The sequence below is a fragment of the Glycomyces sp. NRRL B-16210 genome (assembly GCF_000719515.1).
GTDB lineage: Bacteria > Actinomycetota > Actinomycetes > Mycobacteriales > Micromonosporaceae > Glycomyces.
The window spans coordinates 1-19613 of the sequence record NZ_JOGR01000021.1 but is presented as its reverse complement, the minus strand read 5'-3'; the positions used below and the strand labels follow the sequence as shown (position 1 = coordinate 19613).

Genomic DNA, 19613 nt, shown 5'->3' with positions numbered 1-19613 from the left:
CGGGCGGACTGCTCTTCTTGTTCTTGCGGTTTCACTCCCGGCCCGTGTCGGCCTTGTTCCGGCCTGCTCGTTTCGGGTCCGGTGCCTTGGACTCGTCGGCCACCAGTCTCGCCAGCTCTACCCTCGACCTGACTCCCAGCGCCGCGAAGATGTTCCTCAGGTGGTGGTCCACCGTCCTCACGCTCAAACCGAACGACTGCGCCACCTCGCGGTTCGTCGCCCCCGTCGCCACCTGCCTGGCGATCCTCGACTGGTGCGGCGTCAAAGCGTGCAGTGCCGACCCCGCGCCGTTCGTCTCCGCTCCACCGGATTCCGCCCGGCTGCCGCCCTGCTCTCCCGTCGCCCGCAGCTCGTCCCTCGCCTGACCGGCCCAACCCGCCGCGCCGCACCGCTCGAACCCGTGCAGCGCCTCACGCAGCACCGCCCTCGCGTCCCCCGGCTGGCGCCGCCTCCGCAACCACTTCCCGTACAACAGCAGCGTCCGCGCCCGCTCGAAATCCCCGATGCCCTGCGGATGCAGCTCCACCGCCCGCCGGAACAGCCCCTCGACCGCCTCCGCCGGACCCTCGTGCGCCGCTGTCAATGCCTGGCACCGCGCCAACTGCGCGAACGCGCCCCGGTCGAGCCCGAACCCCGCCCACACCCGCAGGTCCCGGACCACCGGCCTCGCCTCCTCCATCCTCCCGGCCAGCGCCGCCGCCTCGATGAAGCACGGCATCACCAACGGCCGCAACGCGAAATGCCCGCCCTCCGCCCCGACGAGACCGGCCAGCCGCGAAGCCGCCGCATCAGGCCTGCCCCGGCCCAGATCGGCCCGCGCCAGCGCCCACTCCGCGAGCGTGCCGGTCTGCGCCAGGCCGTGCCGCCGCGCCGTCGCCAGCGCCAAGGCCGCCTCGGCCTCCACCTGCGCCGTGTCGCCCTCCACCGAAGCGGTCAACGCCAGCACCGCCCGGTGGTGGGCCACCGTGTTGACGCATCCGGCGCCGATCGCGGCGAGCAGTCCCTCGCCTGCATGTGCCCGGGCCCTGGCGTGGCGGCCGGCACGCATCTCGGCGTACGCCAGGTACTCGAGGACCCGCGGGACCAGGTCGTCGCGGCCCTGGGAGCGGGCCGCCGCCAACGCTCTCATTCCAGCGCGGCACGCGGCGCCGACGTCCCCGAGGAGCAGCGCCGCGACCGAGGCGTGGTGGAGCGCGTCGGGTCCGTCGTCGGCCAGGGCGAGCACCCGCCGCATCGGGCCGATCGCGCCGGCGGGGTCGGGGCCGAGCAGCGCCCGCAGGCCGAGGAGGTAGTCGTGGAGCGGCGTGCGTGCCTCGGGGGCGACCGGTTCGAGCGCGCGGCGGGCCGCGTCGAGCGCCGCCGTGCAGGCCGCGTGGTCCCCGGCCGCCCAGGCGGCGTCCGCTGCGGCGGTGATCGCGTTGAGCGCCAAGGCGGGGGAGTTGTCGGCGGCGATCGTGGCGGCGAGGAGGAGGGACGCGTAGGCGTCCCCGAGCGGGCCCGCGGCGATGGCGCGCCGTCCGCGCGCGAGCGCGGCCCGGGCCGCGTCCTGTGCCGAGCCGGCCGTGACGTTCACGGTGAGGGTCGCTCCCGAGCGGTTCGCCTCGTGGAGGAGGTGGGCGTCGGCGGCGGTCACCACGAGGGCGACGCTGCCGTCGTCGAGCCGCCGGACGGTGGCGGCGAGCGGCGGCGCGCCGAGCCGCGCTGGCGCTTCGGCTCGGGCGGGGTGCTCCAGTGCGCTCCGTCCCATGCTCCCATCGTACAAAACCGACCGGTCGGTTTAAAAGGGTTGGGGACGAAGTATCGGGCGGCGACCGTGATCGGTCGCCGCCCGAGCCGTGCTGTGTTGGCCTAAAACCGCCGGGGTCAGCCGAACGGGCAGGTGCCGCGCGACTCCTCGATCGCGGAGCCCTGCGGGAGCGGGCAGAGGAACTGGTCGTATCGGGTGTCGTTGTCCACGAACCGCTTCAGCCACGAGATCGAGTACTTCGCGATGGTCGTGTTCGAGGTGTTCGGCGCGAAGTGCGAGGCCCGGTCCAGTTCGATGTACATCTTGTCGGTCGAGCTGGGGATCGAGGTGTAGAACGGCTCGGAGTGCGTGCGGACCGGCGCGACCGAGTCGTTCTCGGCCCCGAAGATCAGGGTCGGCGTGGTGACCCTCGACCAGGACTTGGTGGTGTGCCAGGGCGTCATCGGGATGGCCGCCTTGATGTCCGGGTTGTCGCGCACCGCTTCGAGCGAGCCGCCGCCGCCCATGGAGTGGCCCATGACGGCCAGGCGGTTCTCATCGACGCGGTTGGCGACGCTGCTGCGGTCGACGAGGTAGTCGAGAGCGGCCTGCATCTGGTCGGCGCGCTGGCCCGGCTGGTCCAGCGTGGTGTTGGTGTCGATGGTGAAGACGACGAAACCCTGCGAGGCGATCCGGGCGCCGAGCCAGGAGATCGAGGACTGGCGTCCGGTGTAGCCCGGGGTGATGACGACCCCGCCGAAGGTCCCGTCGCTGGTGGTGGTCGGGTAGTAGATGGTGCCGCCGCCGAATCCGGACACGAGCGAGGAGACGCTGGTGGTGGAGACGCTGTAGTGGCCGCGGGTGGCCTCGATGCTGGCGACGGTCGGTGCGGGGCCGCGTTCGAACGGGTTGTCCTGCGCGGCGGCGCTCGGCGCGGTCGCGACGCCGATCCCGACCATCGCGGCGAGGACCGCGGTGAGCAGGGCGGCGAGGAGACTGCGCCGTTGCTTGATCGTTGCGTGCATGGTTCGTCCTCCTTGACGGGATCCATGAAGTGATGAACATAAATGTCCCCTGGTATAGGGGTGCACGCATCGGTGAAATCACCGGCCGCGGCGAAGCGCGGCCGGAGTGCGGAGGATCAGGGCGGGCTCAGGGTGCGCGAGGCGGGTCGATCACGAGCCCGCGGCGCAGGGCGGGGCGAGACGCACATCTTGGCGCGGGTCGGCTCAGCTCGCGGCTAGCGGCGGGCACCGCACGTCATGATGCGGGTCGGTTCAGTGTGCGGCTAGCGGCGGGCGCCGGTCGGCCCGCACCAGCACGTCGGCACCTCGGCCGCGGCGTAGGCCGTCGCGTAGAGGCGCCGCATCGAGCGGATGGCTGAGCGGACCTCCTGGAGGTAGCCGCTCGCGGTGTGCCGCTTGCGGAAGTGCGGCTCGGGCAGCGTCGCGGGGTCCACGCCGACCGTGTCGACCGCGCACCCGTACGGCAGTCCCATGTAGGCGATCGCGTCGCAGTGCTGGAAGGCGGTGTAGGGCGCCGAGGTCACGACCAGGACGCTGTCCTCGGGGGCGAGCTCGACCACGCGGTCGGCCCAGAAGCGGCAGGTGTCGACGGTGTCGGCGCGGCGTCGCTCGGGTTCGGAGGACGGCGCGGCCACCGCGCGGACGGTGAGCGGCCCGGCCTCGTAGGTCGCCACCTTCCAGGAGTGTCCCGGCGCGAAGTGGGGGTCGCCGCCCTCGTTGATCTCGGGGGCGCCCTCGATGTCGAAGGCGCGCTTGAGGCTTGCTTCGATCGCGTCCACCTCGAAGATGCCGCCGTCGAGGCCGGTGAGCGCGGCCGTCTCCAGGTCCGGGCCGCCGAGCGGCCGGAAGCCGCCCACGCCGGTCACGTTGTCGGCCCCGATCCCCTCGGCGAGCAGCTCGGCGGCGAAGCGGGTGCGGAACAGGCACGAGGCGACGAGCCCGCCCAGGACCAGCACGTGCGTGTAGTGCTCGCGGCGCGGACGCGCCTCGGCCCCGAGCCCCAGGGCGAGCGCGGCCGCGGTGACGGTGTGCTCCTGTTCGGGGCCAAGGGGTTTGGGATCGGTCTCGTGGCGCTCGCGGCCGGCGCGGAAGTCCCAGTGGTCGGCGGAGAACGCTTCGAGGTAGTCGAGGTCCTCGGCGGTGCCGGTGCCGGGGAGCGCGCCGCCGTACTGGTCGAGGAGGGCGCGCATCGGCTCCGAGCCGGTCCAGGCGGCGACGTCGGCGAGGAGCGAGAGGGGGCCGGCGGCCCGACCGTCGTAGTGCGGCAAGCGCACTGGTGCGAACTCGGGCATGGCTGGTCCGATCTGCGGTGGTGACGTGGCCTTGTGAGCCATGGTGGTGTTGTGGCACATGCTAATCAGTTACACGCTGTGCCTCACTGGTCAGACAGGGAGGAACGCCGTGTCGTCGTGCTCATACGCTCACGCTCTCGATGGTGCGAGGTGCGGTATGACAACGGAGGTATTACCCAGAACCGGGCGAGTTCGACCCTGTTGCGGGGGTTGACCTTGCGACGCCCCTTAGCGGACGCGCCCGGATCTGCCTAGAGTTGCCTTGGATCGCGCAACGGGAGTGCCGTCCGACCCTCGGGTCGGTACCGCGCGGCGGAACTGGCGAGGAGTGGCATGGCGGTTACCTGTCTGGTGGTCATGGGGGTGTCGGGCGCGGGGAAGAGCACGATCGCGCGGGTCGTGGCGGACCGGCTCGACTGGCCGATGGCCGAGGGCGACGACTTCCATCCCGAGAAGAACGTGGCCAAGATGCGGGCCGGAGTGCCGCTGACGGACGCGGATCGCGGGCCGTGGCTGCGGACCCTGCGGGAGTGGATCGTGGCGCGGGCCGAGGCGGGGGAGTCGAGCGTGATGACCTGCTCGGCCCTGAAGGAGTCCTATAGGGACATTCTGAGGGGGTCGGGAGAGGGGCCGGTGAAGGTGCGGGTGCGGTTCCTCCACCTGCGCGGCAGCCATGAGGAGATCGGCGAGCGGATGGTGACGAGGACCGGCCACTTCATGCCGACGACGCTGCTCGAATCGCAGCTCGCCGACCTCGAACCGCTCACGCGGGAAGAGGACGGCGTGACGGTGGACGTCGACGCCGAACCGGAGGAAGTGACCGACACCGCGATGGAACGCCTGGGTCTTGAGGCGGGGGACTGAGTCGCTCGGCGGCCTGGCCGGAGGTCAGGTCGGCGGCCCGGCGGGTGGTCCGGCAGGTGGCCGGTGATGATCGCGATGAGGACGAGAGTGAAGGTCGCGTTCGGTTGGCCCCCCGAATCAACGGTGCCCGGCGGGTGTGACAGCGGCGCTGGGCGATGGCCGTTTCGCTGGTGGGCGGGCGGTTCCGGCGAAGGGGAGTAGTGGTCGCGTTCGCATCGGCCCCCGAATCAACCGTGCCTGGCAGGTGTGACAGTGCCTGCGGGCGCGGGTGGTTCCGCCGAGGTCGGGTGGCCTGTGGAAATGGGAGTATCGGTCGCGTTCGGTATCGCCCCCGATTCGATAGTTGCTCGGGGGTGTGACAGGCGGCTGAGAGGCGGGCCGTGTTCCCGCCTCTCCTGCCGGGTTTCGTGTCTCGGTTTTCGCTTGCGGCGCTTCAGCTTCGGTTGAGGCGGCGGACCGCCAGTTCTGCCAGCAGGGCCGCGCCGTCCGCCAGGATCGCGTCGTCGAACGCCGCCCTCGGCGAGTGGTTCGACGCCGCCTCGTTCGGGTCCTCCTTGATGGTCGCGCCGTAGAACATGTAGCTCCCCGGCACCGCCTCCAGCACCCGCGAGAAGTCCTCCGAACCCATCACCGGCTCCGGCATCTGCGCGTACCGCTCCTCGCCGAACAGGTCCTTCACCGTCTCGGCCACGAACGCCGCCTCGTTCGCGTCGTTGATCGTCGCCGGGTACTCCCGATCGAACCGCACCTCCGCCTTCAGGCCGTGCGCGGCGGCGATGTCCTCGGCGAGCTTCACCGACTCCTTCTCCACCTGTGCCAGCGCCTCCTCCGAGAACGTGCGCACCGTCGCCTCGAACTTCGCGTTGTCCGGGATGATGTTGTGCCGCGTCCCCGCGTGGAAGGTCCCCACGGTGATCACGATCGGCTCGAACACGCTGAACCGGCGCGTGACCAGCGTCTGGAGCGCGGTCACGATCTCGGCGGCCACCGGGATCGGGTCGAGCGCGGCCTGCGGGCGCGAGCCGTGCCCGCCCTTGCCGACCACGTTCACGAACAGCCCCGACGACGCGGCCATCATCGGCCCCGGCCTGGTGGTGAACACCCCGCGCGGCACCATGTCCGAGATGACGTGCAGCCCGTAGGCCGCCTCGACCTTGCGTCCGGCCGCCTCCAGGACGCCCTCGGCGATCATGTGCCCTGCCCCGTCCGAGCCCTCCTCGCCCGGCTGGAACATGAACACGATGTCCCCGGCCAGCTCATCCTTATGCGCTGCAAGCAGTCTCGCGGCGCCGACGAGCCCGGCCGTGTGCAGGTCGTGCCCGCAGGCGTGCATGTTCCCGACGTGCTCGGAGGTGAAGTCCACGCCCGACTCCTCGGTCACCGGCAGCGCGTCCATGTCGCCGCGCAGCAGCACCGCCGGCCCCGGCCCGCCGCCGCGCAGCACGGCGGTGACGCTGGTCGAGGTCTCGCCGAGGGTGATCTCCAGCGGCAGGCCCTCCAGGGCGGCCAGTACCGCCGCCTGCGTCTTGGGCAGGTCGAGTCCGAGCTCGGGGATCTTGTGGAGTTCGCGCCGCAGCGCGATCAGCTCGCCGCTGATCGCGGCGGCCTCTTCCCGAAAGTCCATGTGCACTCCTGGGGCGTATTGGGTTCTCGTCGGCTTGCCGGGCGGTCGGATCGCCAGGTGGTCGCAATACTGCCACGTCCGCTCCCGGAGCGGGCCGGACTTTTCCCGCGAGCGGCGGTCCCCGCCCCTCGGCCCGGTCGCGTCCGTCGCATAGGCGTGCCGGGCGTACGGCCTTAACCGGCGCCGTACGGCTCGGCGGACGCGGCGCAGTTCGGCCAGGAGCGCGGGCCCGGTCCAGTCGCGGGGTCCGCCCGCCTCCGCTTCGTGCACCAACGCGGTGAGCCTGGCGTTCACCGGCGCGGTGCGTCCGTGTTCGGCTGCGAGCGCGGTGATCTCGCCGTTGAGGTAGTCCACTTCGGTCGGACGCCCGGCTTCGAGGTCGTCCCAGGTCGAGGAGCGTGCGAGCGGGTCCATGGCGAGCATCGTCGCTGCGGCCCTGGTGAACAGCGCGTCGGGCAGGTCCAGGAGCACCGGCAGGAGCCGGGCCGGGAGCCCGGCGACCTTGGCCGGGCGGATGCCCGCGGCGGCGTAGGCCGTCAGCGCCTCCCGCTGGGCCAGGGCGAGGCAGCGGCGGAAGGCCCGCTGCGAGAGCTCGGTCTTGAGCGGCAGTCCCGAGAGCGCGTTGAGCGGGTTGTTGAGGTTGAGCAGGAGCTTCCCGGCCTGGACGCCGAGCAGTTCGGTGTGGGTGCGCAGCGCGAGCCCGGCCCGCTCGAACGCTTCGGCATGGGCCGCAAGGGAAGGGTGCGCCTCGATCTCGACGTCGCCGACGGTGCCGCAGTGGAAGCGGCCCTCGCCGCGGTGGACCACGTTGAAGCCGACCATGCCGGGCAGGACCACGGCCTCGGGGAGGCCCTCGCGCAGGACGGCGGTGTTGCGCAGCCCGTTCTGGAGGCTGACGACGACCGCGCCCGGTTTGCGGTGCGCGGCGAGTTCGGCGGTCGCTTCGGCGGTGGCGGCGGATTTGACGGTGACGAGCACGAGGTCGGCCTCCGCGGCGGCCTCGGGGCCCGTCTCGTACCGGGGGTGCTCGACGCGCAGTTCGGCCCCGAGCCGGTCGGTGAGGGTGAGGCCGTGCGCGGCGGTCTCGCGGGCGAGGCGGTCGCGGCCGACGAAGACCATTTCGGCCCCGGTGGCGGCGAGGCGGCCGCCGATGTAGCAGCCGATGCTCCCGGCGCCGTAGACGCAGATCATGCCCGGATGCTACTCCGGGGCTCGCGGTGGGCTGAGTGCTTGCGGCGGTGTCTTTGTGGGTCTTGTGGCAGGATGGGCGCCATGCGAACGCTTGACATCGACGGCACCGACCCTCGTCCCTCCAATGTGGTCCTCGGTTTGATGCGGATCGGCGTCCTCGACGACGAGGCGATCCGCACCCTGGTCGCCACCGCGCGCGACGCCGGGATCAACGTGTTCGACCATGCCGACGTGTACGGCGCCCACGTCCACGAGTGCGAGGCCCGGTTCGGCGCGGCCCTGAACCTCAGCTCCTCTGAGCGCGAGTCGATGATCATCCAGAGCAAGGTCGGCATCCGCGAGGGCTATTTCGACTTCTCCAAGGAGCATCTCCTCCGCTCGGTGGACGAGTCCCTCGCGGCGCTGCGCACCGACCACCTCGACGTGCTGCTGCTCCACCGGCCCGACACGCTCGTCGAGCCCGAGGAGGTCGCCGCGGCCTTCGACGCGCTCGAATCGGCCGGGAAGGTCCGCCGCTTCGGCGTCTCCAACCACACCCCCGGCCAGATCGAGCTGCTCAAGACCGCCGTGCGGCAGCCCTTGCCCTACAACCAGGTCCAGCTCAGCATCACCCACGCGCCGCTCATCGCCGCCGGGGTCGCCGCGAACATGGCCGGGCTCGACCAGTCGGTCGACCGCGACAACGGTCTCCTGGACTACTCGCGGATCAACGGCATGACCCTCCAGGCCTGGTCGCCGTTCCAGAAGGGCTTCTTCGACGGCGTGTTCCTCGGCGACCGCGAGCACTACGGCGAGCTCAACGACGCCCTCGACGAGCTCGCCGCCGCCCACGGCGTCACCCCCACCGGCATCGCCGTTGCCTGGATCACCAGGCACCCGGCGAACATGCAGGTCGTCCTCGGCACCACCAACCCAGGGCGCGTCCGCGAATCCGCCGCGGGTTCGCAGGTCCCGCTCACTCGCGAGGAGTGGTACCGCCTCTTCCGCGCCGCCGGACACGAGCTGCCTTAGGGTTCGCCTACCGGGAGCGAGAGGACGAACCGGCACCCGGTCTCCTTGTCCTGCAAGGTCAACCGGCCGCCGTGCGCCTCGGCGATCTGGCGGGCGATCGGCAGGCCCAGCCCGGTCCCCGCCGCCTGGTCGCCGCTCCAGAACCGCTCGAAGACCTCCTCGCGCCGCGCTTCGGGGACGCCCGGGCCCTCGTCGGCGACCGCGATCGTCACGGTGTCCGCCTCGCGCGCCACCTCGACCTCCACGGCCGTGCCCTCCGGCGCGTGCTTGACGGCGTTGTCGACCAGGTTCGCGATCGCCCTCCTGACGCTCGGGCCGTCCACCGCCGCCTCGATCCGCTCCCGCCCGCTGAGTCTCAGAGCGACGGCGCGCGAGGCCGCGAGCGGCCCCAGATCCTCGAAGACCTCCCGCACCAGGGCCGCCACATCGGTCGGCCGGCTTGCGATCGTGCGGGCCCGGCCCCTCGCGTCCACCAGCAGCTCCCCGACGGTGTCGCGCAGCCGCATTGCCGCGTTCCTGCTGCGCTCCAACCCCTCCCGGTATAGTGCTAGATCCGGGTCGGGCTGCGCGAGCAGCACCTCCGCGCCGGTGATGAGCACCGCCAGCGGCGTCCGCAGCTCGTGGCTGGTCTCCTCGACCAGCCGCCGCTGCACCTGCGCCGAGGCCTCCAGCCGGTCGAGCATCGCGTCGAAGGCCGCGGCCAGCCCGATCGCCTCGGTCGTGCCCTGCGCCGGGCCGACCCGCAGGCTCAGGTCCGCCGCCTCGATCCGCTCGGCCGCCGCGCGGATCCGCTCGAACGGCCGCACCGCGCGCCCCGCCCACCACCACGCCAGCGCCACCGTGACCGGCAGCAGCGCGATCACCGTGAGCACCGCCCACCCGGTCGGGTCGACGCCCGTCTGCGCGACGCGCCGCTCGACCCCCGAGGGGTCGACCTCGACCACCTCGCGCTCGTTGATCGCGGTGACGGCGAAGACCAGCACCACCGGCAGGTAGATCGCCAGCGACCCGGTGAGCGCCAACCGGACCCGCAGCGACCGCAGCGCGCCCCTCACGCCGCGTCCCGCAGCCGGTAGCCGACGCCGGGGAGCGTCTCGATCAGACCGGGCTCGCCGAGTTTGCGCCGCAGCCGCCCGAGGATGACCCGCACGGAGGCGGTGAACGGGTCGGCGTTGGCGTCCCAGACGTGTTCGAGCAGGTCCTCGGCCGAGAGCACCCGGCCGGGATGGTGCATGAAGTACCTGAGCATCGAGAACTCCCTCGGGGTCAGGCGCAGCTCGCGCCCGCCGCGCCGCGCCTCGTGCGCGGCGGTGTCCAGGCGCAGGTCGCCGACGCGGAGCACCGCCTCGACCACGTCGGCCCGGCGGGCCAGGGCCCGCAGCCGCGCGGTCAGCTCCTGGAAGCTGAACGGTTTGACGAGGTAGTCGTCCGCGCCCGCGTCGAGCCCGGCGACCCGGTCGTCCACCGCGTCGCGCGCGGTGAGCACCAGCAGCCGCCGCGGGCGCCGCAGCACCGCGTCACCGGGCCCCTCGGGCCGTCCGAGGCGCCGCACCAGGTCCATGCCGTCCCCGTCCGGCAGGCCCAGGTCGAGGCACGCCACGTCGAAGTCGTTGCCGCACAGGAGCGCCTCGGCCTCGGCGTAGGTCGCGGCGAGGTCGACGGCGTAGGCCTCGCCTCGCAGGCCGAGCGCGATCACCGCGCCCAGGTCCCGGTCGTCCTCGACCAGCAGGATGCGCATCCTCGACTCCCTTCACGCCCGGCGGACGGCTTCGGCGGTCCCGCCCGGCCCGGTCACGGTCATCCGGTCCCCGTCGAAGACCACCCGCAGGCCCGCCCCGGCCCCGGCGAGGTTCTCCTGGCGGTACGCGCCCTCACCCGTGGGCACCAGCGTAAACGCCGGAGGCTCGGCCCCGAGCCAAGCGCCGGCGACCGAAGCGCCGTCGAGCGCGTACCAGGCCAGGCCGGTCCCCTCCGGGCCGCTGAAGCGCACGTAGGTCCGCAGTTCGGACTCCTCCACGACCGTCCCGGCCACCTCGACGCCCGTGACGGGACCGAACTCGTCCTCGGCCGCCTCCAGCTCCTCCCGGCCCGCCTCGCTTGCGCCCTCCAGGAGCGCGAGCACCGCCGCCTCGTGCGTCTCCACGTCGGCGGGGGAGTGGTCGGCGGAGGTGAACATGGCCGCCACCGCGTCCGCGCCTTCGGCCGCGACCTCCAGGCCCTCGCCGGTCGCCGTGATGGTGAGCGTCCCGCCCGAGTCGAGGACGTACGCGCCTTCGCGCGCGGCCAGTTCCGCCGGGTCGACCTCGGCGTGGCCCTCGGGCACCGGGATCGCCTCCCCGGCGGCCAGCGCGGGCCCGATCGCCTTCAGCAGTTCCTCGGCGGTGATGTCGGCGGTGTTCGAGGTGACCGCGAGGGCCTGGCCGGTCTCGGGCAGCCACGCGGCCACCGCGTGGTGGCCGGTGTCGCCGCCGCCACCGGCGGACATGAGGACCTCGACGCCGTAGGTCGCGGCGTCGACGGCGACCCAGCCGGGCAGTTCGGTCGCGCCGTCCCCGTGCTCGAACACGGTGCCGCGCAAGGTCTCGACGGCCTCGGCGCCGATGACCTCGCCCGCGAACAGCGCGCGGGTCCAGGCCGCGAGTTCGGCGGCGCTCATCGCCAGGTCCCCGTTGCCTTCGAGCGCCCAATGGGGACCGTCGAAGTCCCCGGTCGCCGCCGCGACCAAGCCGTCCGCCTCGTAACCGAGCGCGCGAGGCCCGCCCGGGGCGGGTTCGCCGTCCCAGAACCCGCCGAGTCGCTCACCGCTCGGGAGCGTGAGGATCTCCTCGACCATGTAGTCCCTATAGGAGGTTCCGGATCGCTCGTCCACGATGAGCGCCAGCAGGGTGTATCCGGCGTTCGAGTACGAGTAGTCGGTGCCGGGCGCGAACGCCGATTCGAGGCCGCCGACGGCCGCGATCGCCTCGTCGCGGTCGAGCGGTTCGTGGTCGGTCCCGTGCGAGCCGGACAGGCCGCCGGTGTGCAGCAGCAGTTGCTCGACCGTCGCTTCGGCGGCGGGCCCGCCGAGCCCGGGGAGCAGGTCCCCGGCGCGGTCGTCGAGCCCGAGCGCTCCGGATGCGGCGAGGTCGAGGACGGCCGCGGCGGTGAAGGCCTTGCTCACCGACCCGATCGCGAACACCGTCGCATCGGTGTTCGGAGCGCCGTTCGCCATGTCGGCCAGCCCGAACGAGGCCAGGCACGCGAAGCCCTCCTCGCCGCCGATCGCGATCGAGCCGCTGAAGCCCGCGTCGGCCCAGCGGCTCAGGCCCGACTCGATCTCGCTCCCGCAGGCCGCGGCGGCCTCCGGGCTGTCGTCACCGGTTTCGCCGGTGCACGCGGCCGACAGCAGCGCCGCGGCCAGGATCATCGAAATGCGTCTCATGCCCGGACCGTACGGCGGCCCTTGTAAACCGGCCGTAAACGCGCCTCACACACTAGGGTTCCAGCGGCCCGTGGCCGCGAACTCGTCGAGGGCCTTCCGGTGCGGTTCGAGGTCGAAGCCCTTCGCGGCCGTCCAGGCCTCGTCGTAGAAGCTCTCCCGGTAGGACCCGCCGCCCTCGCCGGCGATGACGACCAGGTCCCCGGCGAGGCCCTTCGCCTCCATGCGCGAGGCCAGCTCCAGCGCGGCCCAGAAGCACGTGCCGGTAGCGGGGCCGTAGGCGGTGCCGCCCCGCTCGGCGAGGTGCCGCATCGCGGCCACGCTCGCCGCGTCCGGCACCGGGACGACCGCCTCGACCAGGTCGGCGTCGAACGCCGGCTCCATGCGCGGGCGCCCGATGCCGGGGATGCGCGAGGGCATCCCCGTCGCGTACCCGGCGTAACCGGTGGCCCAGCCGGGGAAGTAGCTCGAATGCTCCGGATCGGCCACGGCCACCTTCGTCTCGACGCCCGCGTGGCGCAGGTGCCGCGCGGTGGTCGCCGAGGTGATCCCGGTCCCGGCCCCGCACACGATCCACGCCGGCGCGGCCGCGCTCTGGCCGAGGATCTCGGCCGCGATATTGCCCGCGCGCCAGTCGGTCGCGGCCTCGGCCCGGCCGAACATGTCCAGGTAGTGGCCGCCCCGCTCACGCGCGATCCGCTCGGCCGTCTCATAGATCGCCAGCGGCGGGTCGACCAGGGCGCATTCGCCGCCGAGCGCTTCGACCGCCGCGATCTGCGCCGGGTGCGCCCGGGCCGGCATCACCGCGACGAACGGCAGCCCGAGCCGGTTCGTGAAGTGCGCCAACGCGAGCGCCGCGCCGCCTCCGGTCGCCTCCACGACCGGAGTGCCCTCGCGCAGCTCGCCGCCCACGAGGGCGTGGAGGAGGAGGTCGCGCACGAGCCGGTGCTTGATCGTCCCGGTCGGCTGCGCCGACTCGTCCTTGACGTGGACGCCGATCGCCGTGCCGAAGCGCGCAATGTCGGCGCGCAGCGGGGTCGGCGCCCGCCGGGCGTCCTCGCGGAGCGCCGCGATCGCCGCCTCCGGCCACGCGCCGCGGTCTCGCTCTGCCATGCCGCCCAGGCTAATGGAGACCGGCCGCGACCGAGCCGCGACCGAGCCGCGACCGAGCCGCGACCGAGCCGCGACCGAGCCGCGACCGAGCCGCGACCGAGCCGCGCTCAGGACCGCAACCTGCCGCAGTCCCCGAGACCGCGAGGAGCCTAGTGCGAACGCGGCTCCAGGCCATGGGTACGCAGCCCCCGAGGCCGCGAAGAGCCAGGTGTGAATGCGGCTCCAGGCCATAGGGACGCAGCCCCCGAGAGTGCGAAGCGCCCGGCGCGGACGCCGGGCTCCCCGACTATGCCCCGCGCGGCTGGTCGAGCAGCACGATCTCGCAGTCGTAGTGCTGCGAGGCGGTCATGGTGCCGCGGAACCACAGCAGCGGCACCCGAGACGGGTCGCCCGGCGCCACGATCGGCCGCAGATTATCCACTTCGGACTTCTCGGTGACCGGCTCCCAGCCCCAGGTCGCGCCGCCGTCAGCGGTGCGGGCGTGGAAGATCTCGTGGCGCGCCAGCGCCTTCCCGTCGCGCGGGTCGACCCGCGTGGAGACGTACACCGAGTCCAGGTCGTACGGGTCGATCGAGGCGAGCCCGGTGTAGTCCTCCTCGTGCGGCATGAGCCCCGGCCCGGCCAGGGCCAGCTCCGTGACGCGCCATTCGCCGCCGGGCGTCCACCGCGCGGCGTAGAACCGCAGGTCCGGGTAGGCCTGGCCGCGAGCGAACTCGCCGCCGCCTGCCCGCGCGGTGAGGATCGCCGCGACCGTGCCGTCCGCGGCCCGGCGGATGTCGGTGGTCCAGCAGTGCGAGATCCGCTCGCCGTTGTAGGTCGCGCCGGTGGCGAGCACGGTCGTCAGGTCGGCCTGGGAGGGCGCCTCGCCGTCGAGTGCGGCCGCGTCGAGGACGGTGCCGTCGCTGCGGTGCAGCGCGCCGTCCGCGATGTAGCCGTGGTAGATCGAGTTGTCGAAGTCGCGCGGGTGGTGGTCGGTGGTGACCAGGTCGATGCGCTCACCGTCCGAGGCGTAGCGGGTGTAGCCGTTGACGTACCCGACCTTCGGCCGGGTGAAGAGCTTGCCCGCGTACGCCCAGGTGTCGCCCTCGTCGTCGGACACGAGCGCGCACTGGTCGTCGTTCACCGCGCGGGCGAAGCAGTACAGGCGCCCGCCCGAGGCGCGCAGGTTCGAGTAGGTGACCCCGCGCCCCTCGGTGTGCGGGCTCCAGTCGAAGGTCCGCTCGGGGCCCCACCGGGTCGGGTCGCCCGGCTCGCTCACGCGCCAGCGCGTGAGGTCGTCGGTCTTGTGCTTGGTGTATACGGCGAGCCAGCGCCCGTCCGAGCGGTGCCACAGCGCGGGCACGTCGTGGTCGTCGACCTCCAGGTTCTCGTGCAGCACCACCACTTCGGCGGCGCCGGTCCCCAGGTCCACCACGGTCAGCTCGACGTTCCCGGTGCGGGCCTCGCCGCCCGGGCCCTCGCCGGCGGCGATCGAGCCGACCACGAGCCGGTTCGATCCGGGGTCGACGAGTGCGCGCTCGTCCTGGAACCAGCACCAGGCGCCGTTGTCGTTGACGACTGTCGGTGCGGCCGTGGCGGGTTCGGCGGGGCGGGGCATGGCGGCCTCCTTTGGCCTGCTCGCGGGGCGCGGGCATATCGACGTTCGACACTGTTCGACAGCAGCTTAGTCGGAAAGCGGTATCCAGGCCAGGGGGGTGCCCGGTCCCGCGACCCGCGCCGTTCGGCTTGCCACCAAAGGCGGACGCCGCGCCCGAAACCTCACTCCCGCGACCGACGCCGCACCCGCCCCCGCGTTCCTACGCTCCATGTATGGACCTCACCCTGGCCGCCGCACTCGCCGCACTCGCGCTGATCGACTCGACCAGCTTCGGCACGCTCCTCATCCCGATCTGGCTGCTCCTGGCGCCCGGCCGGGTCCGCGCCGGCCGGATGCTCGTCTACCTCGGCGTCATCGCGGTCTTCTACTTCGCCGTCGGCATGGCGATCGTGCTCGGCGCGAGCGCCTTCCTCACCCAGATCACCGCGCTACTGGAGACCGACGCCGCCCGCTGGACCCAGCTCGTCCTCGGCCTCGCCCTGCTCGCCCTGAGCTTCCGCTTCGACTCCAAGCGCCGCAAGGAAGGCGGCGGCCGCGTCGCGCGCTGGCGCGAACGGGCCCTCGGCGTCGAGAGCGAGGCCGAGGCGGCCGGGGGTGCCGTGCGCACCCGCAAGAGCTCGGTCGCGCCCCTGGTCGGGCTCGCGCTCGCCGCGGCCTCCCTGGAAGTCGCCACGATGCTGCCCTACCTCGCGGCCATCGGGATGGTCACCGCCGCCGGGCTCGGCGCGGCCGGGACGACCGCGACCATGGCCGCCTACTGCCTCGTGATGGTCCTGCCCGCGCTGGTGCTCCTGGCCGCCCGGCTCACCGCACGCCGCGCCGTCGAGCCGGTGCTGGTGCGGATCAACGACTGGATGACCAAGCACGCGGCGAGCACCACCGGATGGGTCATCGGCATCCTCGGGTTCCTCCTCGCCCGCGACGCCGCGTGGCGCCTGGGGCTCCTGGAGCTGGTGTTCAACCGCTGAGGGCGCCGAACGTGCCGAGGGACACCTTGCGGAACAAGTTAGCCTTGCCTAATATTCGGTGACCGCCGAATCCCGCCCCGGACAGGAACCCATGCCGCTCCCCGCACTCGACCCGACCCCGCCCGCCGGAAGGCCCCGACCGTGAGGCCCCGCTTCTTCCAGGCCCCCGACGAGCCGATCGCCCTGCCCCCCTTGCACGTCGACCCCGACACCACCCCGCGCAGACTCGCCGTCCGCACCATCCTCGGCGCGCCGAGGTACACGACCCCGGCCGCCGCGCTCTCGGTCGGCCACCAGATCGGCGAGGCCCTCGTCCCGGTCATCATGGGCTTCGCGATCGACCAGGCCGTCGCCACCGGCGACCCCGTCCGCCTCGGCCTGTGCCTGGTGCTCCTGGCCGCCGACTTCGCGATGCTCTCCTACTCCTACCGGTTCGGCTCGCGCATCGGCCTGCTCGGCATGGAGGCCGTCCAGCACCGGCTGCGGACCCTCGTCGCCGACCGCCTGCTCGCGCCCACCGGCGTCGCCGGGCGCGCCGGGCTGCCCGGCACCTCCCTGTCGATCGCCGCCAGCGACGTCAACGCGCTCTCCCGCGCGGTGTTCATCGCCGTCTTCCCCGTCGGCCAGTTCGCCGGCATCCTGCTGTGCGCGCTGGTGCTCTTCGCGATCTCCTGGCAGATCGGCCTCATCGTCCTCCTCGGCGTCCCGCTGCTCCTGCTGCTCATGGACCGCGCGGGCGGGCCGCTGCGCCGCCGCTCCGAGCGCCAGTCCGAACTCGCCGCCGAAGCCTCCGGCAAGGCCGCCGACCTCCTGTCGGGCTACCGCATCCTCTCGGGACTCGGCGCCCAGCGCGCCGGCGCCGACCGCTACCGGCGCGCCAGCCGCGACGCCCTCGAAGGGAGCCTGCACGCCGCCGGCGCCCAAGGCGTCTTCGTCGGCTCCATGAACCTCGTGACCGGCCTGTTCGTCGCCGCGCTCGCCGTCGTCGCGGGCCTGCGGGCGCTGAACGGGGACCTCACGGTGGGGCAGCTCATCACGGTCGTCGGCATCACCCAGTACGTGGTCGGGCCGCTCAGTTCCTTCGCGACCGCGTTCGGCCCCATGTGGGCCGGGGCGCTCGCCGCCGCCGCGCGCGTGCTCACCGTCCTCACTCTCGCCCACCGCGTCGAGAACCCGGGCACCGCGACACCTGAAGCGGGCGAAGGGAAACTCAGCCTCTCGGGCGTCACCGCCGGCGCCCTCGACGGCCTGAGCCTCGACGTGGCCCCCGGCGAATGCGTCGGCCTGCGGCTGCCCCCGGCGGCCGCCGCCGACCTCGCGGCGATCCTCTCCGGCGCCGCGGCCCCCACCGAGGGCACCGCGACCTGGCAGGGCCGCCCGCTCGGCGAGTTCGAGCTCGAAGCGCTGCGCGCCTCCGTCCTCGTCGTCCCGCACCACGCCGCCCTCTTCGACGGCACCATCCGCGAGAACGTCGCCCTCGGCACCGCGAGCGAGGAGCGCACCGCCGCCGCGCTCGAGGCCGCCGACTGCGCCGAGATCGTCGAAGGCGCCCCCGGCGGGCTCGACGCCCAGGTCGGCGACGACGGCCTGCGCCTGTCCGGCGGCCAGCGCCAGCGCCTGGCCCTGGCCCGCGCTCTCGCGCAGCACCCGCCGCTGCTGGTCCTCCACGAGCCGACCACCGCCGTCGACTCGGTCACCGAGGCCCGCATCGCCGAACGCCTCCGCGCGGCCCGCGGGGCCTACTCGACCCTCCTCATCACCGACGCGCCCGCGCTGCTGGCCGTGTGCGACCGCGTGGCCGACGCCGGCCGCGCCGACTCTGCCGGAGCACGCCCATGAGCGACAACGGAACCCGCGAGGCCCTGCCCCTGGCCTCGGCCGCGCAGGTGCGCGCCGAGGTGCGCCTGGCGCTCAAGGGCGGCACGTGGAAAGTGGTCGGCGTCGTCACGCTGCTGACGATCGGGGCCGCCGCCGGGCTCGTCACCCCCGCCGCCCTCGGCGCTCTGGTCGATGTCGTGGCCGAAGGCCAAGGGGCCGAGCGGATCTGGTGGCTCGCCGCCGCGATCGCCGCCGGTGCGCTCGTGGCCGCCGCGGCCGACGGCCTCGGCCAGGTCGGGGCGACCCGATTGGTCGAGCGCGTCCTCGCCTCCACCCGCGAGCGCATGGTCGCCCGCGGGCTCGCGCTCCCGCGCGCCGCGCTCGAACGCGCCGGCGCTGGGGACCTCGTCTCCCGTTCGGGCGACGACGTGGCCGTGGTCGCCGAGGCCGCCCCGCTCGTGGTGCCCGCCATCGCCGGGTCCGCGTTCTCCATCGCCGTCACGGCCATCGGCATGGCCGTGCTCGACTGGCGCTTCGCCGTGGCCGCGATCGCGCTGGTCGCGCCGGTCTACGCGCTCACGCTCCGCTGGCACCGCCGCGCCGCGCCGCAGGTCTACGAGGCCGAACGGGCCGCGATGGCCCACCGCGCCCACCACCTGCTCGCCTCCTTGCGCGGCATCGAGACCGTGCACGCCTTCGGGCTCTCGCGCCCCCACGGCAGGCGGATCGCGACCGCCTCGTGGGCGGTCGCCAAATGGTCGGTGCGGGCGCAGACGGTGGTGAACGGGTTCTTCGCGCGGTTGAACTTCGCCGAGTTCCTCGGCATGAGCTCGATCCTCGTCGTCGGGTTCTGGCTCGTGCGCGAAGGCCACGGCACCGTCGGCGCCGCGACGACCGCGATGCTGTTCTTCCTGCGGCTGTTCGACCCGATCAACCGGCTCATGATCGTCGTCGACGACCTCCAGTCGGCGCTCGCCTCGATGCGGCGGATCGTCGGCGTCATCGTCGCCGACCGGTTCAAGGCCCCCGACCGGACCGAGCCGGACACCGACGCGATCGCCGAGATCGACGCCGTCGACTTCGCCTACACGCCTGGGCATCCGGTGCTCGGCGGCGTCTCGCTGCGCATCGGCGCGGGTGAGACGGTCGCGCTCGTGGGCTCCTCCGGCGCCGGCAAGAGCACCCTCGCGGCGCTCGTCGCCGGGGTTCTCGAACCCGACGGCGGCCGGGTGGCCGTCGCCGCTCGTGCCGAGGGGCCGGCCGTCGCCCTCGTGACCCAGGAGGTGCATGTCTTCGACGGGACGCTTCGCGAGAACCTCGACCTCGCCCGGCCCGGCGCGACGGACGCCGAACTCGACGCGGCCCTGCGCCGCGTCGGTGCGGCCTCGCTGCTGGCTCTGCCAGACGGGCTTGACACCGGCATCGGCGCGCGCGGCACCGAGCTGACTCCCGCTCAGGCGCAGATGCTCGCTCTGGCGCGGGTGGTCCTGCTCGATCCGCGCCTGGCCGTGCTCGACGAGGCCACGGCTGAGGCCGGCAGCGCCGACTCGGCCGCGCTCGACGGCGCGGCTGTGGCGGCCTTGGAGGGGCGCGCGGGCTTGCTCGTCGCGCACCGGCTCGACCAGGCCGCGAAGGCCGACCGGATCATCGTGATGGAGCACGGCGCGATCGTGGAGGAGGGCACGCACGAGGCGTTGGCCGCCGCCGACGGCCCCTATGCGCATGCATGGGGACTGTGGAATCGGGGCCGCGCGTAGGCCGCGAGCACGACGCGGGAAGGGGGTTCAGCCGAAGGCCGGACCCCCTCTCTGCGTAAGCGGTCATTCGTTGCGGGGCGGGCAGTTTGCGAGTGGCCGGGGGTTTGCCATCCCTAACCCCCACCCTCCCGAGAGGGGAAGGAAGTCTGGCGCAAGCGTTGCTCGGGCCACCGACAGGAATCGGGCCGAAAAGCCGCCGGGCGGCGGTT

General features: G+C 73.2%; 14 protein-coding genes and 1 pseudogene. 5 read left to right on the top strand and 10 right to left on the bottom strand.

From position 1 onward, the window contains the following. Positions 1-31: 31 nt before the first annotated feature. The 3 genes from IF12_RS0122345 to IF12_RS0122335 all read right to left on the bottom strand — a co-directional run bounded on the left by IF12_RS0122345 (position 32) and on the right by IF12_RS0122335 (position 4043). Positions 32-1747: a LuxR family transcriptional regulator gene (locus tag IF12_RS0122345; protein ID WP_051704793.1), complete on the bottom strand. Its 1716-nt coding sequence runs from the start codon at positions 1745-1747 to the stop codon at positions 32-34. 116 nt (positions 1748-1863) lie between these two features. Then, positions 1864-2751, bottom strand: a complete 888-nt coding sequence (locus IF12_RS0122340) for a serine aminopeptidase domain-containing protein (protein ID WP_030162533.1) — start codon at positions 2749-2751, stop codon at positions 1864-1866. Between the two features lie 263 nt (positions 2752-3014). Further along, the gene (locus tag IF12_RS0122335; RefSeq protein WP_133884343.1) at positions 3015-4043 is read right to left on the bottom strand and encodes a hypothetical protein; all 1029 of its coding nucleotides are present in this window, start codon (positions 4041-4043) and stop codon (positions 3015-3017) included. A gap of 333 nt (positions 4044-4376) precedes the next feature. On the opposite strand from IF12_RS0122335, the gene IF12_RS0122330 reads away from it, so the two are divergent. Next, entirely contained in the window at positions 4377-4907 is a 531-nt protein-coding gene (locus IF12_RS0122330; protein ID WP_030162527.1) for a gluconokinase, read from the top strand. Positions 4908-5340: 433 nt separating this feature from the next. Here the strand turns inward: IF12_RS0122330 and IF12_RS27335 are convergent, their stop codons facing one another. Continuing rightward, positions 5341-6531, bottom strand: coding sequence for a M20 family metallopeptidase (locus IF12_RS27335; RefSeq protein ID WP_030162524.1), 1191 nt, complete (start codon positions 6529-6531; stop codon positions 5341-5343). Between the two features lie 207 nt (positions 6532-6738). Then, positions 6739-7722: pseudogene (locus tag IF12_RS27330) on the bottom strand (2-dehydropantoate 2-reductase); the annotation flags it as partial. Positions 7723-7803: 81 nt separating this feature from the next. Here IF12_RS27330 and IF12_RS0122320 point away from each other — a divergent pair. After that, positions 7804-8733, top strand: coding sequence for an aldo/keto reductase family oxidoreductase (locus IF12_RS0122320; RefSeq protein ID WP_030162521.1), 930 nt, complete (start codon positions 7804-7806; stop codon positions 8731-8733). On the opposite strand, the gene IF12_RS0122315 is transcribed toward IF12_RS0122320, so the two are convergent. The 5 genes from IF12_RS0122315 to IF12_RS0122295 form a co-directional block, all read right to left on the bottom strand. After that, positions 8730-9788, bottom strand: a complete 1059-nt coding sequence (locus IF12_RS0122315) for a sensor histidine kinase KdpD (protein ID WP_081913863.1) — start codon at positions 9786-9788, stop codon at positions 8730-8732. The two genes, IF12_RS0122320 and IF12_RS0122315, sit on opposite strands and share 4 nt — an antisense overlap. Next, on the bottom strand, positions 9785-10471 hold the full coding sequence (locus IF12_RS0122310; RefSeq protein WP_030162515.1) for a response regulator transcription factor: 687 nt from the start codon (positions 10469-10471) through the stop codon (positions 9785-9787). Before IF12_RS0122310 ends, IF12_RS0122315 begins: the two co-directional genes overlap by 4 nt. A 12-nt stretch (positions 10472-10483) precedes the next feature. Then, positions 10484-12154, bottom strand: coding sequence for a serine hydrolase (locus IF12_RS24545; protein ID WP_081913862.1), 1671 nt, complete (start codon positions 12152-12154; stop codon positions 10484-10486). Positions 12155-12199: 45 nt separating this feature from the next. Continuing rightward, a complete protein-coding gene (locus IF12_RS0122300; protein ID WP_030162510.1) occupies positions 12200-13264 on the bottom strand; it encodes a PLP-dependent cysteine synthase family protein in 1065 nt (354 codons plus the stop codon). Positions 13265-13550: 286 nt separating this feature from the next. Continuing rightward, on the bottom strand, positions 13551-14861 hold the full coding sequence (locus IF12_RS0122295; RefSeq protein ID WP_030162508.1) for a BNR-4 repeat-containing protein: 1311 nt from the start codon (positions 14859-14861) through the stop codon (positions 13551-13553). Positions 14862-15073: 212 nt separating this feature from the next. On the opposite strand from IF12_RS0122295, the gene IF12_RS0122290 reads away from it, so the two are divergent. The 3 genes from IF12_RS0122290 to IF12_RS0122280 all read left to right on the top strand — a co-directional run bounded on the left by IF12_RS0122290 (position 15074) and on the right by IF12_RS0122280 (position 19404). Further along, complete coding sequence (locus tag IF12_RS0122290; protein WP_030162506.1) at positions 15074-15829, top strand: GAP family protein; 756 nt, start codon at positions 15074-15076, stop codon at positions 15827-15829. Positions 15830-15970: 141 nt separating this feature from the next. Further along, on the top strand, positions 15971-17668 hold the full coding sequence (locus IF12_RS0122285; RefSeq protein ID WP_051704787.1) for an ABC transporter ATP-binding protein: 1698 nt from the start codon (positions 15971-15973) through the stop codon (positions 17666-17668). Further along, a complete protein-coding gene (locus IF12_RS0122280; RefSeq protein ID WP_030162502.1) occupies positions 17665-19404 on the top strand; it encodes an ABC transporter ATP-binding protein in 1740 nt (579 codons plus the stop codon). Before IF12_RS0122285 ends, IF12_RS0122280 begins: the two co-directional genes overlap by 4 nt. Positions 19405-19613 lie beyond the last annotated feature (209 nt).